Genomic DNA, 16,030 nt, shown 5'->3' with positions numbered 1-16,030 from the left:
GTCACGCCCAGGTCAGGTTTTCTCTACTACAAAGCAGGCATTCAACGCACTCGTCCAACGAGTGCGCGGGTTTGGCTTGCCGTCGATTTGATGGAGCAGCCTGCACCGCCGCCGACCTGCTTCCTGGATGCCCCTTTCGAGGTATTCCGACCAGGGTCTACACCTGTATCTTGTGCGATTCGCGCGTGCCTATCATGCGCGCCCCTCCACACCGTCGGGCTGCGGTCCGCCGACGTTCAGGGCCTATCGGTGCTGCTTCGGCCCACAAGGCCTGGGCTGCACTTTCCTCCATCCTGGCAACGATCCCTTTGTAAGGAGCTGGCGGTTATGAACAAGGTCAAATTGCGGCCTCGCCTTCATGCGGTCCTGATCGGACTGGCGGCAGTACTGAGCTTCGCGTTCGACGGCGCAGTCGCGCAGAGCAAGGACGCAGGCAACGCGACGGACGTCGTGAACCCGCATTCGCCGCGCTACGGGCACCCCTACCGGCACGGTGCAGTGCCCACGCGCGAAGCCCACGAGAACATGAAGCTGTGGGCGGCGCAGAACCACCCTGTGCATCCATCGGCCGCGGCCGGCAAGCAGCACGGCGCTACGGCTTTGGCAGCAGCGGCGACCGGACCGCAAACGATCAGCTACAACGGCGGCGTCGACGGCGTCGGCGTGACCAGCGGCTCACCCAAGGTGTACCTGGTGTTCTGGGGCACGCAGTGGGGCACCGCGGGCACCAATGCCAACGGCTACACCACCTTCACCGGCGACCCGAAAGGCGCGGCGCCCTACATGCAGGCCTGGATCAAGGGCCTGGGCACCAACGGCGAGCTGTGGTCGGGCACCATGACGCAGTACTGCGACGGGCCGCTCGTGGCCACCGGCGCCACCACCTGCCCGGCGGGTGCGCCGCACGTGGGCTATCCGAGCAATGCGCTGGCCGGCGTCTGGTACGACAACTCCGCGGCGGCGCCCTCGGCAGCCAACGGCCACCAGATCGCGGCCGAAGCAGTGAAGGCCGCTGCGCACTTCGGCAACACGACAGCGGCGTCGAACCGCTACGTGCAGTACATCATCATGTCGCCCACGGGCACCAAGCCCGACGGGTTCAACACGCCGAACGGCGGCTTCTGTGCATGGCATGACTACAACGGCGACACCACGCTCACGGGCGGCGCCGCATCGTCGCCCTACGGTGACGTCGCCTTCACCAACATGCCGTACGTGACGGACGCAGGCACGAGCTGCGGCCAGAGTTCGGTGAGTTCGGTGCTGGACGGCTTCTCCATCGTCGGCGGCCACGAGTACGCCGAGACCATCACCGACCAGAACCCGGCCGGCGGATGGATCAACCGCACAGGTTCGTCCTACAACGGGCAAGAGAACGCCGACGAGTGCGCATGGATCAGCTCAGGGCAGGGCGCGACGGCACTCGTCACGTTCTCGACGGGCTCCTTTGCGATGCAGAGCTCATGGTCCAATGACACCAACCGCTGTGACCTCACGCACGCCATCGTGACGGGCAGCGGAGGCACGCCAACGGCGAACTTCACGTTCACGACGAGCGGGCTCACAGCCAACTTCACCGACACCTCCACCGATGCAGGTGGCACCATCGGCTCGCATTCGTGGAACTTCGGTGATGGCAGCACGTCCACTGCGACCAACCCGAGCCACACCTACGCGGCGGCCGGCACCTACACGGTGACGGAAACCGTGACGGACAGCGGCAACGGATCGACGAGCACCAAGAGCGCGTCAGTCACGGTGAGCGCGACGGGCGGCACGCCGGTGGCCAACTTCACCTTCAGCGCCAGCGGCCTGACGGTGAACTTCACCGACACCTCCACCGACACGGGCGGCACCATCGGATCGCATTCGTGGAACTTCGGCGACGGCGCCACTTCCACCGCGGCCAACCCGAGCCACACCTATGCCGCGGCCGGCACCTACAGCGTGAGCGAGACGGTGACCGACAGCGTCAACGGCAGCTCGAACACGAAGACGGTGTCGCTCACGGTGAGCGGCAGCACCTCGCAGCAACTGTTGGGCAACACCGGCTTCGAAAGCGGCGCCGCCACGCCGTGGACGCTGACGAGTGGCGTGCTGTGCAGCAACTCCGGCTGCAGCGGCGAGACGGCGCATGCGGGAACCTGGTTCGCATGGATGGACGGCTACGGCCGCAGCCATACCGACTCGGCCACGCAGACCGTCAGCATCCCCGCGGGCAAGACGACCGCGACGCTCGCGTTCTACCTGCACATCGACACGCGTGAATCGGGCAGCACGGTCTATGACACGCTCAAGGTGCAGGTGCTCAACAGCTCTGGCACGGTACTCGCGACGCTGGCAACCTACTCCAACGCCAATGCCGCATCGGGCTACGCGCTCAAGAGCCTGAACATGAACGCGTACATCGGGCAGACGGTGCAGGTGCGCTTCCTCGGAGTGGAAGACTCGTCGCTGGCAACGTCCTTCGTCATTGACGACGTGACGCTGACGGTGCAGTGACGGCCGAGCCAGCCCGGGTTGGCCGGGCTGGCGTTGGCACAGGAGCAGGCCGCTCGCTGCGCGATGCGGCCTGCTGCGCTTTCAACGCGCTTGTTCGAAGCAAGGGGTGTGGCCATGGCTCATGGAATCAGCATCGCGGTGTTGCTCGCGCTGGTGTCGTTGGTGGGCTGCGCCGATCCTTCGGCCGCTGCGCCGCCGGGCTCGCCGCCCGCGCCTGAAGCGTCATCCGCACCCATCGTGCGGCCGGGTGTGAGTCGCTCGAACGTCGCGACGCCATTCGTGACGCTGTCGCCATCGGAAGTTGCCGTCGTGCCTGGCGCGAAGGTCACGCTCACGGCCAAGCCTGGCGGCGGCGAAGCGATGCGCTTCACGGTGGATTGGCAGGTGCAGGAAGAAGCTGCCGGCGGCAGTGTTGAACGCGTCACCGCACCCCAGGCGGATGGGACCTTCGCGGCGACCTACACGGCCCCGATGGATGGCCAGGGGCCGTATCACGTGACGGCCAGGCTGCATGAGTACCCGCAGGCCACGGCGGTGACGACGATCACCGTCGTTCGCACTGGCAAGAAGGATGGACAGTGACGGCCTGATGAGGCCGGTATTCCCACAAGAAACCGGTCGTTATTGAGGTGCCAGGGTCTTTGGTGATAACGTCCACGCGTGCGAATGCCTGGCGGGCGGCAACCGCGTGGCATGCGAGTTGCTGTCGCAGTGCCCATCCCCGAAGGAGTCCGCATGACTGATTCATCCGTGACCGATGACCAGGCCTCGCATGTCGCGCACACGATGGCGTTCGTTCTTGGTGAATTGAATCTTCGCCGTCTCATTGCGCTGAGCCATGGCCGCGCGCGGCCCGGGCGTGCCGCGTTCGAGCTGATCGCGCCCATCCTGTGCCGCGATGCGCCGAAGAACTGGGCGCAGCTCACTTCGCTCGGCCTGGCACCGCGCGAGATCATCGACGCCGGCGAGCGCGCGGTGCGCGTCTTCGAGCGGCTTCCACGCTGGGCCGCGGAAGACCTGGACCAGGCGCTCGATGCACTGTGCGTCGAGCTTGACGGGACTCGCCGTGACGTGGATGCCGCGCTGAGTGTGCTGGTCCTGAGTTCCCAGACGGGTTTGCCGCTGGCGCCTGTCCTGGAAGCGCTGGGGCAATCGGAGTGCATTGCGCGGTTGCACGACTCGACGAGGGCCTATCGCGCCTGCCAGATGGTGGGCTGAAGTTGACACTTAAGGGTGCTCTCGGGTGGCGAAACCTGCCCCCCCTTGGTAACGTCAGGGGTGGTGATACCGGCTGGACGTCCGGCGCCGATTCGAAACTGAAAGGAAAAGGCACGGATGAACGAGCGACGATCGGTACGCTGTCTATCGATGGTCTTGCTGATGGCCGGTTGTGTGTGCGCTGTGGCGCAAGAGTCGCTCACGCTCAAGAAGATCAAGGAATCCGGCGTCATGACGCTGGGCTATCGCGACAGTTCCATTCCCTTCTCGTACCTCGACGAGCGACAGCAGCCCGTGGGCTACTCGATGGATCTGTGCATGCGGATCGTCGGTGCCGTGCGGCAGCGCCTGGCCATGCCCAACCTGCAGGTGAAGCTCACCCCCGTCACGTCCGCGACCCGGCTGCCGATGGTGGCCAACCACATGGTCGACCTGGAATGCGGCACGACCACCAACAACGCCGAACGGAAGAAGGAAGTCGCCTTCACCATCACGACCTTCGTGGCCCACAGCCGCATCGCGTCGCGGCGCGGGCGTCCGGTGCTCACGCTGGCGGACCTGCGAGGCAAGACCGCGGTGTCGACCGCCGGCACGACGAGCATCTCCATGCTCGTGGACCTCAAGACCACGCAGTCCATCGAGATGAACATCCTGGTGGGCAAGGACCACGTCCAGTCCTTCCGCATGCTCGAGACCGAACGGGCTGATGCGTTCGCGATGGACGACGTGCTGCTGCATGGGCTGATCGCTTCGTCGCGCGATCCCAGCGCCTACGTCGTCAGCGCCGATGCCTTGTCCGTCGAACCGTACGGCATCGTCTTGCGAAAGGATGATCCCGAGTTCAAGAAGCTGGCCGACGACACGCTCATCGCCTTGTTCAACAACGGCCAGATCCAGTCCATCTACAGCAAGTGGTTCGAGTCGCCGATCCCGCCGCAGCAGATCAACCTTCGCCTTCCCATGAGCCGGGCGCTGCGAAGAGTCCTCGCCTCTCCCACGGATTCGAGCCGCGTGTCGGACTACGCCTCCTGAGCGGGCGTCGACCCGCGAGGGCTCAGCCGGTCTGCGCCATCGGCTCGCTCTCGTCGAGGTCGGCATCCGTGGCGTTTCGATCGCGGAACTGATCGAGCACGATGCCGTGGCGGTTGATCTTGTAGTAGAAGGTCTTCTTGGCGATGCCCAGGGCCATGCACACCGGTGCGGGCCTGCCGCCATGCTGCTTGAGCGTCTGTTCGATCAGCGCCTTCTCGACCATGTCGACCTGCTGCGCCAGCGTGAGTGCGGCAGGCGTGGCCAGTTCCTTCTGGCGGCGTTCGAGCAGGCCCAGCACGAAGCGGTCCGCCACATTGCGCAACTCCCGCACGTTGCCGGGCCACTCCGCCGCCATCAACCGGCGCAACAGAAGTTCCGGTGCGGCCGGTGCTTCGCGTCCGTACTTCATCGCCGCCTGCAAGACGAAATGCTCGAACAGGATCGGGATGTCCTCGCGCCGCTCGCGCAGGGGCGGCAACTCGAGCACGGCCACGTTGAGCCGGTAGTAGAGGTCGCTCCTGAACTTGCCCTGCAGACTGAGCGCGCTCAGGTCGAACTTCGTGGCGGCGACCACCCGGAAATCCACGCGCACTTCCTCGTTGGACCCGAGCCGCTCCACCTTGCGCTCCTGCAGCGTGCGCAGCAGTTTCACCTGGAAGGTCAGGGGCATGCTTTCGATCTCGTCGAGCAGCAGCGTTCCGCCGTTGGCGTGCTCGATCTTGCCCACGCGCCGCTTGCCCGCGCTCGTGAAGGCGCCCGCCTCGTGCCCGAAGATCTCGCTCTCGAACAGGGTCTCCGGAATGCCGCCGCAGTTGATGGCGACGAAGTTGCCCTTGCTGCGACGGCTGTGGTTGTGCAGGCATTGCGCCACCAGTTCCTTGCCGGTTCCGGTTTCACCCATGACCAGCACGTCGGCTGAGGTGTCGGCCAGGTTGAGGATCTGGCTGCGGACTTCCTGGATGGCCGGTGAGTTGCCCAGCATCAGCGACTCGATGCCCTGCTTGTTGTTCAGCTGCCGTCGCAGCGTGTCCACCTCCAGCCTCAAGGCGCGTTTCTCGATCGCCCGCAGTGCGGTCTCCACGAGCCGCTCCGAAGGGAAGGGCTTCTCGATGAAATCGTAGGCGCCTTCGCGCATGGCCTGCACCGCCATCGAGATGTCGCCGTGCCCGGTGATGAGGATGACGGGAATGGCCGGGTCGGCAGCGATCACGTGGCGCATCAGCGAGAGGCCGTCCATGCCGGGCAGGCGGACGTCAGTGATGACGATGCCCAGGTAGGAGGAGCCGAGTTGCTGGATTGCCGCCTCGGCCGATTCACACGCGCAGACCTGAAAGCCCGAGAGCTCCAGCGTTTCGCTGAGGCTGGCGCGCACGCAGGGATCGTCGTCGACGAAGACGACCTTGAATCCCTCCAGTGCCGTTTTCAAGCTAGATGACATGGGTGAATTCTTTCTCAAATTGCATGTCGAATTCGAACGCAGCGCCCTGGCCCAGGCTGCGGGCACGCAGCGAGCTTCCGAACTCTTTCACGATACCGCTGGAGATGACGAGCCCCAGGCCCAGTCCTTCGCCCGGAGGCTTGGTGCTGAAGAAGGGCTCGAAGAGATGCTTGAGCACCGACTCCGGAAGGCCGCTGCCGCTGTCGCTCACGCAGATGCGCACGCGATCGCCGTGGACCGTGGCGCTCACGCTCAGGCGCTTGCTCGACGACTCCTTCATGGCGTCCATGGCGTTGCCGAAGAGGTTGAGCAGCACCTGCTCCAGGCGGTAGCTGTCGCACAGCACCCGCAAGCCCTCGGGAATGTCCAGCACCACCTGAACCCCTTCGTCGGCAGCCCGCGTGCCCAGCATTTCCAGCGCATTGCTGACCGCGTGAGACAGCGGTGTGGGGCTGGCCACCATCGGCGCCTTGCGCGCGAACGACTTGAGCTGCTTGGTGATGCGGCCCATGCGCTCGGTCAGGTCAGCGATGGCCGTGAGGTTGCGGTCGACGTTGTCCACCCGGCCTGCCACGAGCAGGCGCCGGCAGTTGTCCGACAGCGCACGCATCGCGGTCAGCGGCTGGTTGATCTCATGGGTGATGGCGGCGGACATCCGGCCCAGCAGCGCCAGCCGGCTTGCGCGAACCAGTTCGTCCTGGGCTTCGCGCAGCGTCACTTCCGCGCGCTTGCGTTCGACCACTTCGCCGATCAGCGCGGCATTGGCCTGGCGCAGCTCGGCGGTGCGCTCCTCGACGCGCAACTCGAGCTCGTCGTTGGCCTGCTGCAGCGCCTGGCGCGCCGCGAGCTGCAGCGCAATGGCGCGGCGCCGTTGCCGAAGGTGCACGACCAACAGCGCGAACAGCACGGCAAGACCCGCGGCGCCCAGCGCGGCATTGCGGGCGTCGCGCCATACCGGGGTCACCTCCGAGAGCGTCATGAGGCGCCAGTCCGGACGCGACATCGCTTGCTCTTCAGAGAGAAAACGCAAGGGCTTGGCAGCCATGCCGGGTACATCGATGCGCACGAGGTTGGTCCCATAGTGCAGCACCCGCTCGATTTCCATGCCCAGCGGCTTCAGTGGGGTGTCGGGGTAGCGGTCGGTGTGCGCCAGGGTCGCCTGCTGGGTCGGCGTCAGGGCGCTGATCGTCTTGTAGCGCCACTGCGGGTTCGACGACATGATGACGACGCCGCTGGCGTCGATGACCAGCAGCCTTTCGCTGCCTGAGCTCGCGGCGTACTCGATCCAGGTGTTCTCGACGGTGGCCAGGCTCACCTTGACCGCGGCCACGCCGATGACGCGCTGGTCCTGCTTGATGGCCCGGGCCAGGAACAGGTGTGGCGTGCCGCGCGTCTTGTCGGCAACGAAGGAGCGCGCCTGGCCGCTGCGCAAGGAGTCGGTGAAGAAGGACGCGCGCGACATGTCGCGGCCGATGAAGGTGTCCGGCTCATACCAATTGCTCGATGCGAGCACCGTGCCGGTACTGTCCAGCAGGACGATCGCCAGCGATCCGGCCCGGACGTTGAGATTGAGAAGGGCCTTGTTGACCTTGTCGCGAAGCGCGCTGTCCGCGGGCGTCTCGAGCAGGTGCAGCACGTCCTGGTCGAGATCGAGGATGCTCGGAAGATTCTCGTACTTGCTCAGTTCGCTGTCGATGCCCGCCGCATAGAGGTCGAGCTGGTGCATGGCTTTCTCGGCCAGCTCCGCGTAACCCGCCCGTTCGGTGAACGAATACGCAATCAGCACTGCGGCAGCGGCGATCAGCACGATGGCCGTCCAGACCAGCGTGCCTTCCACCGAGCGTCGCGGCAGCGGATTGCGAAGGAGTTCCAAGACAGATGTGTGTAGGTGGAGGGGCAAGCCGATGCCACTGCTGGGCGTACGGTCGAGTACGCCAGTGCACGGAACATGCCAGCGCTCTTCGCGATCGCTTCCACGGCGGCGCGTGCCGATGTGAACTCGCGCAGGCGCTGCGCGCGACGGTGAAAACCCTAGACCACCCCCTGCGCGAACTCCATGACACGGCGATGTCCGCGCGCACTCGTCCACAGGCTGCGACGACGGGCGTCGCCTCGCCATGCGGCGTGGTGTGAAACCTAACACGCGTTCCGCCACCCGTGTGCGAATTCCTGCCCTTCGTGTGTGCTGTCTCTCCTGTGTAGCACGTGCGTGCGACGCTGGCACGCAAGCTGCGAGAGAACGTCCCTCGCGAGCCTTGCACGCGAGTCTTGGATCGAACAACACATGACAGGAGGGACGCGGCAGAAGTTTGAGCCGCAGTTGGGGGATTTGTCGCTATAGGAAGTCCAGCGGCCTCGTGCAGTGACGTTCGGCTGCACGGCTGGATTTCTTGCTCATGCAACAAGCCAATTGAAATGGGGTTACCGCATGGATATCGTGGTCACGCAAACAAGCAGTGCATCGGTAGACAGCCGCGCCTTCGCCAGAAGCGGAGCCGCCAGCCTGTGTCAGATAGAAAGAGAAAGTGGCAATCAACCATATGGGAACGGGAACGTCGGCAACAACAGCGTGGGGGGCGTGACGTTCTTCCACGAGTCGCAGCTCATTCCCCTGGCCGTCGATGGCGAGCGCGGCGATTCATGCCTCGTGCGCACGCTGCTCGCAGCCGGGTCTGCATCGAAGCGCGAGTCGGTCGTGCGCGAGCGGCTGGACGATCTCGGCTTCGACTGGATGGGGTACTACACCGCGTCGCATCTCTTCGACGGCAGCCGCTTTCGCGGCTTCATGGCGAGCTACGCACCGCCGGACTGGTCGCGTCGCTACTTCGGTGAGGCCTACTACGAGGTGGATCCGCGCAACCTGGCCCGCAAGCGCTGGAGCCTTCCGCTGGTGTGGGATGGCGCATCGCTCACGGACATGATGGGGCGCCGCCCGCTGGACGGCCGATCGAAGCGATTCATCGAGGACCTCGCCGACAGCGGCATGCGCAGCGGCGTGTTCCAGCGTGTCAATTGTTCCGGCGCGAAGCCCGGCGAGGACACCGTGGTGAGCCTGGTGTCGAGCACGCCAGGCAGGCGCTGGATCGATGACGAGGTCCTGGGCAACGCGCTGACGCTGATCCTGAGCCTGGATCAATTCTGGTCGCATCACGTGCGTTTGCCCACGCCCACCACCGAGGTCGAATGCAGCGTCAGCAACCTCGTCGCGTCGGGCATTCCTGCGACGCAGCGCGCCGTTCTTTGCCACGTTGCCGACGGCCTGACGGATCGTGAGATCGCCGAGAGGCTCGGACTGTCTTCGCACACCGTGGACTATCACCTGCGGCAATTGCGTCAACGCTTTGCGGTCCACAACAGGGTTCAGCTCGTGGCCGCTGCCGCCCATCTGTTGACGGCTGCCTGAAGACGCCTCACCTCTACGAGTTCTCGTAGAGGTGAGGCCGAGGGCCGCGGGTAAAAAACGGATCGGTCACCTTGATCGATTCCCGCCCGCAGATCCGCATCACACAAAGGAACCGGACATGAAGGAAGCCTTCGATGGCGCCCGAAGCCCCAGCGTGCGCCCTGCCGACGATGGCAGGCTGCGGAACATCCGCTTCTCCAAGCCGATCGTCGACGAGCTCGCGAAGCTCGCGGTCCTCGACAACTGGCATTCGCTGCTCGCGGCTGCGGTGGGCTATGTGATCATCGCCGCCGCCGTGGTGGCCGGTGAAACCTCCGCGTGGCTGTATCCGCTCGCGGTGTTCGTCATCGGCGCGCGCCAGCGCGCGCTGACCACGCTGCTGCACGACGCTGCGCATGGGCGGGCCGCACGCAGCAAGTGGCTCAACGCGCTCGTGGGATCCTTCCTGTCGGGCTACCTGATCTTCCAGGCGTTTCGTCCGTACCGCCAGTCGCACGTCATCAACCACCACTGGTACCTCGGCAATCCCAAGCACGATCCGGACTTCCAGCTGTACCTCGATGCCGGCCTGTACAGCGGCCTCACACCGGCCGGGTTCTTCTGGCGCCAGGTCATCAGCACCATGCTGCTGCTCAATGCACCGGTGTACCTCTGGTATGTGGCCAAGCATCGCCTGATCGCGCTGGTGGGCAGCAAGACCGAGTCCGCTTGCGTGGTGGTGTTCTGGGCGCTCATCCTGCTGGCCGTTCATGCGCTCGGCGCCTGGCGGCTGCTCCTGCTGTACTGGGTGGTCCCGTACATCACGGCCTTCGTGGTGATCGGCCGCTTCATCGAGATCGCCGAGCACTTCCCGATGCTGGGCGCGAGCGGCGCCACCACCGTGCTCCACAGCACGCGCAATCGCTTCAGCCATCCACTGGAGGGCTTGTTCTTCAGCATGCACAACGAGAACTACCACCTCGTTCATCACCTTCGTCCGGAGATCCCGTTCTGGAACCTGCGGCGCGCGCACTGGAAGATGCTCCAGGACCCGGAGTACCGGTGGGTGAACAAGCAGTTCGGCGGCATCTTCGTCTCGCGCGGGCGGCGGCCCGCGCTCATCCCGGCGCTGGTCGGCGGCCGCCTGCATCTGCCGGGCGCCCCCACACGCCACGCCGGGCATTCCCTGGCAGCCATGACCCATGACTTCAACGGCGCCCGCGGCAGCGGGCAGAGCGCAGCATGAGCAACCTTCAACTGGCATCGTCCATCCTCGTCGACCCCCGGCCCGCGTTTGCGGCGCTCGACAAGTCACCGCGCTTCTGGTTTCCCTTGCTGGTGCCGGTTGCCGTGCAGGTGGCCATGACCTTCTGGTACTTCGGGGTCGTGGACTACCCCTGGCTGCTGGACGAGGTCTTCGGCCCCGCGGCAAGCCAGCAGGCGAACACGCCATCCAAGAGCCTGATGATGTGGTCCACGGTTGCCGCACTTGCGCTCGGCGTGCCGCTGCTGCGCGTGCTCGAAGCGGCGTACTTCTGGCTGGCCGGACGCCTCACCAACATCCAGCGTCCCTTCCGGCAATGGCTGGCGCTCACCTGCTGGAGCAGCTTTCCGTATGTGCTGACCGTGTTCCTCATGGTCATTCCGCTCGTGTCCCACAACGCCGCCAAGACCACGCAAGATGGCCTGAGCCTGCTCTCGCTCAACGAGCTCGTGTTCCACCTGCCGCGCGACAGCCGCTGGCACACGCTGATGTCGTCGATCACCGTGCTGCATCCGTGGCTGTGGTGGCTCACGGTGCTTGGCGTGCGGGTGTGGAGCGGCCGGTCCTGGCGCTTCAGCATGGGACTCGCCTTGCTGCCGATGCTGGTGCTCTATGGCGCATGGGTGCTGCTCGTGCTTCTGTGAGCCGCCATGAATCGCAAACCTGTCCTGTTCGTCGTCGCGGCACTGCTCGTGGTCGTGCTGCTGGTGATCAAGCAGCAGGCAGGCGATCGGACCAAGCTGGTCGACGTGGAGCCGGCGGCGCGCCGCACGCTCACGCCCACCATCCTCGCGTCGGGCACGCTGGCTTATCACAGCGGCGTCACGCTGATGTCCGAGGTGGTGGGCCGCATCGACGAGATCCACGTGCACGAGGGAGACCGTGTCACGCGCGGCCAGCTCCTGGTGCGGCTGGACGCCGGATCGCTCAATGCCGAAGTGGCCCAGATCGAGGCCAGCCGGCGGCAGTCCGAGCTCAGCATCCGCCGCCAGGAAGTGCAGTTGAAGGCGCAGGCTGACAAGCTCCAGCGCTACCGGGGCCTGTTGTCATCGGGCATGGTCGAGGCGCAGAAATACGACGAGTTCGTCACCCAGAAAGAAGTTGCCCAGGTTGAACTCGCCACGGGCAGGGAGGTGCTCAAGCAGACCCAGGCGCAGCTGCGGCAGGCCATGGAACGCCTGGCCAAGACAGAGATTCGTTCGCCCATGGATGGCAAGGTCACCGCCGTCCATGTGAAAGTCGGAGAGACAGCCGTTCCCAGCGCGACGAGCCTGATGGGTTCGAGCCTTCTGGACCTCGGCGACACCTCTGCGCTGTATGCAGAGGTGCAGGTCGATGAGAGCGACATCGGCAAGATCCAGGTGGGGCAGACCGCCAGGATCGTGCCCGCCGCATTTCCCGACAAGGCCTTGACCGGCCAGGTCGAGCAGGTGTCGGTGGCGCCGCGCCAGCCAGCCAACGGCGGCATGCCGAACGGGGGCAGCCAGGCGCGTACTTATCCGGTCAAGGTCAAGCTTGCCGCGGTCGAGGGCTCGGTCTTTTTCCCCGGCATGAGTTGCCGCGCGGAGATTTCCACGCTCAAGTCGAGCGCCCAGCCCGCGCTCGCTGTCCCGGTGCAGGCGGTGCGGCGCGCCGACGGCCATGCCGGTGCGGCTGCGGCCAACACGGTGCTCGTGATGTTCAACGGAAAAGTGGTGCGGCGCACGGTGGACATCGGCGTTGCCGACGATTCGCACGTGGAGGTGCTGCGCGGGCTGCAGCCGGGTGAGCTGGTGATCGTCGGACCGGCCAAGACCCTGCGCTTCCTCGACGACGGAGAGTCGGTGCGCGCCGCCCCGCGCCCTGCCGCGGCGGAACCTGCAGCCAGTTCGCCCCTGGGCCCGATCGCGGTCGACCCGCACGCCTGACCATGCTGAGGCTGTCGCGCATCGGCAAGACTTACCAGCTGGGCGACGAGGCCTTGCCGGCGCTGGTCGACGTCGACCTGCATGTGCCGCGCAATGCCTTCGTCGCGTTGACGGGGGCCTCGGGCTCGGGCAAGTCCACGCTCATGAACATCCTCGGCTGCCTGGACACCCCCACCTGCGGCCACTACGCGCTCGACGGCGAAGCCACTGACGGCTTGAACGATGACCAGCTGGCGCGTGTTCGCAACCGCAAGATCGGCTTCGTCTTCCAGAACTTCCATCTCATGCCGCGCATGACGGCCTGGGCGAACGTGGCCCAGCCGCTGGTGTACCGGGGCGTCGCGCCGGCGCGGCGCCGGCAGCGCGCCGAAGAGGCGCTCGATCGCGTGGGCCTCGGGCACCGCATCCACCACAAACCTTCGGAGCTGTCAGGCGGACAGCGCCAGCGCGTGGCCATCGCGCGGGCGCTGGTCGGCGAACCGCCGCTGCTGCTGGCCGACGAGCCCACGGGCAACCTCGACAGCAAGACCGCAGCGGAAATCATGTCGGTGCTCGCGGGCCTGCATGCGCAGGGCATGACGCTCGTGATCGTCACGCACGAACCCGACATCGCCGCGCAGTGCCACCGCGTGGTCCGCCTGCACGATGGCCGCATCGTCGACGACACGGCGCAGCGGCAAGCCTCGGCCGAAGGTGCGCGCGCGGCCATGCGAAGCACGGACATCGTCCAATGAGTGCAGAACTGGCCTCCGAATGGCCTCGGGACGAGGCCGAGCCCGGCAGCGACAGCAGCGGCCTGATGCGCGGCTACTACGCCTTCGAGGAGTGCCTGCACCTGGCGCTCGCGAGCATCCGCGCGCACTCGCTGCGCAGCTTCCTCACCATGCTGGGCATCGTGATCGGCGTTGCGTCGGTGATCTGCGTCGTCGCACTGGTCCAGGGACTGTCGCATTCGGTGACGCAGGAATTCCAGGGGCTTGGACGCGGCACGCTGACGCTGCGCGCGGACACGCCGCTGGAGGAGGCGCTGCGCGGCCGCGTCAACCGCCTTCGTGTGGCCGACCTGGAGGAGTTGCGCCTGCGCATCGACGGGATCAGCAATCTCACGCCGGTGATGATGGCTGGCGGGCAATACGGCATCGAGGTTCGCAACGGGCCCCACGTCACCACCGGCCAGGTCTTCGGCACCACCTCGCGCTACCAGGACGTGCAGAAGACCTATCCGCGCCTGGGCCGTTTCCTGGCCGACAGCGACAGCACCTCGCGCCGCCGGGTGGCCGTGCTCGGAGAGCAGATGCGCCGCGACCTCAAGCTGCCGGACAACCCGCTGGGCCGGTTCATCCAGGTGGGCAGCGACTGGTTCCGCATCGTCGGCGTGATGGAGCCGCGCGGCGAACTCTTCGGGCTGAGCCAGGACAACTTCCTCCTCATGCCCTACGACACCGCGGTGACGCTCACCGGCGCGACGGTGCAACCGGACCTGTGGATCAGCTTCAGCGTCGACGACCCCGATCAGATCGACAACATCAAGGCGCGGGTGAACGCGATGATGCGCCAGCAGCACAAGCTGCAGCGGGACCAGGCCGATGACTTCGTGATCGAGAGTTCAGACGCGCTGGCGCAATCGTTCAAGCAGCTGTCGACCGTGGTGACGCTGGTTGTCGCGGGCATCGTGAGCATCTCGCTGCTCGTGGGTGGCGTGGGCATCATGAACATCATGCTGGTGTCGGTCACCGAGCGAACGCGCGAGATCGGCATCGCCAAGGCGCTGGGTGCGCGGCGCAGCTTCATCCTCATGCAGTTCCTGATCGAGGCGGTCCTGCTCGCGCTCGCAGGGGGCGTGCTCGGCATCGTCACGGGATACCTGTTGAGCCTGGGCATCGCCCGCCTGATCCCGAATTTTCCCGACCCGGCGCTGCCGTGGTGGGTGCTCGTGAGCACGGCCGGCTTCTCGGGCCTGGTCGGCGTCGTCTTCGGCATCCTGCCTGCGAGCAATGCGGCCAATCTGACGCCCATCGAGGCGCTGCGTTACGAATGATTCGAGGAGCCAGCCATGGAACGATTCACGCGATTCCTCAAGGTGCCCAACGTCGTGGCTCGCCATGACCCGGTGGTGCAGCCGATCTACCAGTCCAGCATCTTCCGCATGCCGGACCACCAGGTCGCCGCGGCCACCGAAGAGGCGGTGCACCCGACGTCCTACTACACGCGCTGGGGCAACCCCACCGTGAGCTACCTCGAGAACCAGTTGTCGACGCTGCTCGGATGCAACGCGACGCTGGTGTTTCCCTCGGGCATGTCGGCCATCACCACCACGCTGCTGGCCCTGGTCTCGCCCGGCGAGCGCATCCTGGCGTCCCGTGCGCTCTATGGCGACACGACGCGCTTCCTCGTCGAGGAACTGGGCCGCTTCGGGATCGAAGTCGATTTCTTCGATCCGTCGCGCCCGCAACACTTGCCCGAGCTGCTGGCCCGTGGCGCGAAGGTTGTCTACTTCGAGAGCATCAGCAATCCCGAGCTTCGCGTGGCCGACTTCGATGCCATCCGCTCGGCCTGCGAGAGCCGCGAAGTGCTCACGGTGTGCGACTGCACGTTCTCGCCGCCGGGCGTCCTGGGCGAGAAGGTGCGTGCCGCGGATCTCGTGATCCACAGCCTGACCAAGTACATGAGCGGGCACTACACCGTCTTCGGCGGATCGGTGTCGGGCTGGCAGGCGCTCATCGACCGCATCTGGCACAAGCAGGCGCTCTATGGCGCGTGCATCGACCCGCAGGCAGCCTGGCAGATCTCGCAGGGCTTGAAGACACTGGAGCTGCGCATCGCGAGGCAGAACGCCACCGCGCAGCTGCTGGCGCAGCGGCTGGCGTCGCATCGCCACGTGGAGCAGGTGTTCTATCCGCCGCTGGATCCTCGTCCCGAGGTGGCATCGCTGGCCCAGAAGTACCTCACGGGCGGCGGCGCGGTGATCACCGCCGCGTTGAAGGGCGGCCGCGCCGCCGCGGTGCGGCTCATCGAGAACACCGAGGTCTTCGGGCTCTCGGTCAGTCTCGGCGGAATCACGAGCTGTGCCGAACATGCGCAGTCGATGTCGCACTCCATGCTGGGTGCCATGGACGCGTCGACCCTGTCCGATGCGAGCGTCAGCGTCCCGGCCGACAACCTGGTGCGCCTGTCCGTGGGCGTGGAGGACCCGGGCGATCTCCTGCGCGACCTCACCAGCGCGCTGGAGCTCAGCGGCATGCCGGTGGCCACACGCGCCGTGGCTGGCGAGTTCGTGAAAGGATGAC

General features: G+C 65.9%; 13 protein-coding genes. 11 read left to right on the top strand and 2 right to left on the bottom strand.

Features of this window, described 5'->3' with window-relative positions:
• Positions 1-327: 327 nt before the first annotated feature.
• The 4 genes from DZC73_RS30620 to DZC73_RS20275 all read left to right on the top strand — a co-directional run bounded on the left by DZC73_RS30620 (position 328) and on the right by DZC73_RS20275 (position 4,752).
• Positions 328-2,502: a PKD domain-containing protein gene (locus DZC73_RS30620; protein WP_124542203.1), complete on the top strand. Its 2,175-nt coding sequence runs from the start codon at positions 328-330 to the stop codon at positions 2,500-2,502.
• 114 nt (positions 2,503-2,616) lie between these two features.
• Positions 2,617-3,084, top strand: coding sequence for a hypothetical protein (locus tag DZC73_RS20285; protein ID WP_124542202.1), 468 nt, complete (start codon positions 2,617-2,619; stop codon positions 3,082-3,084).
• A gap of 153 nt (positions 3,085-3,237) precedes the next feature.
• Complete coding sequence (locus tag DZC73_RS20280) at positions 3,238-3,720, top strand: hypothetical protein (protein WP_124542201.1); 483 nt, start codon at positions 3,238-3,240, stop codon at positions 3,718-3,720.
• Between the two features lie 117 nt (positions 3,721-3,837).
• A complete protein-coding gene (locus DZC73_RS20275; RefSeq protein ID WP_198414910.1) occupies positions 3,838-4,752 on the top strand; it encodes a transporter substrate-binding domain-containing protein in 915 nt (304 codons plus the stop codon).
• A 22-nt stretch (positions 4,753-4,774) separates the two neighbouring features.
• Here the strand turns inward: DZC73_RS20275 and DZC73_RS20270 are convergent, their stop codons facing one another.
• Both DZC73_RS20270 and DZC73_RS20265 read right to left on the bottom strand, forming a co-directional pair.
• Entirely contained in the window at positions 4,775-6,190 is a 1,416-nt protein-coding gene (locus tag DZC73_RS20270; protein ID WP_124542200.1) for a sigma-54-dependent transcriptional regulator, read from the bottom strand.
• A complete protein-coding gene (locus DZC73_RS20265) occupies positions 6,180-8,063 on the bottom strand; it encodes a sensor histidine kinase (protein WP_161974664.1) in 1,884 nt (627 codons plus the stop codon). The genes DZC73_RS20270 and DZC73_RS20265 overlap by 11 nt, the downstream gene beginning before the upstream one ends.
• Positions 8,064-8,768: 705 nt before the next feature.
• On the opposite strand from DZC73_RS20265, the gene DZC73_RS20260 reads away from it, so the two are divergent.
• The 7 genes from DZC73_RS20260 (at position 8,769) to DZC73_RS20230 (ending at position 16,029) form a co-directional block, all read left to right on the top strand.
• Positions 8,769-9,593 carry a helix-turn-helix transcriptional regulator gene (locus tag DZC73_RS20260; RefSeq protein WP_161974663.1) on the top strand — a complete coding sequence of 275 codons (825 nt, stop codon included), beginning with the start codon at positions 8,769-8,771 and terminating at the stop codon, positions 9,591-9,593.
• Between the two features lie 118 nt (positions 9,594-9,711).
• Entirely contained in the window at positions 9,712-10,818 is a 1,107-nt protein-coding gene (locus tag DZC73_RS20255) for a fatty acid desaturase family protein (RefSeq protein ID WP_124542197.1), read from the top strand.
• Positions 10,815-11,480 (top strand): YIP1 family protein, encoded by a 666-nt coding sequence (locus tag DZC73_RS20250; RefSeq protein ID WP_124542196.1) that lies wholly within the window; start codon positions 10,815-10,817, stop codon positions 11,478-11,480. Before DZC73_RS20255 ends, DZC73_RS20250 begins: the two co-directional genes overlap by 4 nt.
• Before the next feature lie 6 nt (positions 11,481-11,486).
• Positions 11,487-12,743: an efflux RND transporter periplasmic adaptor subunit gene (locus DZC73_RS20245; RefSeq protein ID WP_124542195.1), complete on the top strand. Its 1,257-nt coding sequence runs from the start codon at positions 11,487-11,489 to the stop codon at positions 12,741-12,743.
• A 2-nt stretch (positions 12,744-12,745) separates the two neighbouring features.
• Complete coding sequence (locus tag DZC73_RS20240; protein ID WP_124542194.1) at positions 12,746-13,477, top strand: ABC transporter ATP-binding protein; 732 nt, start codon at positions 12,746-12,748, stop codon at positions 13,475-13,477.
• The gene (locus DZC73_RS20235; RefSeq protein ID WP_124542193.1) at positions 13,474-14,781 is read left to right on the top strand and encodes an ABC transporter permease; all 1,308 of its coding nucleotides are present in this window, start codon (positions 13,474-13,476) and stop codon (positions 14,779-14,781) included. The genes DZC73_RS20240 and DZC73_RS20235 overlap by 4 nt, the downstream gene beginning before the upstream one ends.
• Positions 14,782-14,796: 15 nt before the next feature.
• Complete coding sequence (locus tag DZC73_RS20230) at positions 14,797-16,029, top strand: aminotransferase class I/II-fold pyridoxal phosphate-dependent enzyme (protein ID WP_124542192.1); 1,233 nt, start codon at positions 14,797-14,799, stop codon at positions 16,027-16,029.
• Position 16,030 lies beyond the last annotated feature (1 nt).

The organism is Rhizobacter terrae (assembly GCF_003852895.1).
Classification (GTDB): domain Bacteria; phylum Pseudomonadota; class Gammaproteobacteria; order Burkholderiales; family Burkholderiaceae_C; genus Albitalea; species Albitalea terrae.
Note: the sequence above shows the minus strand (reverse complement) of the source record. Positions and strands in the feature narration are given on the sequence as shown.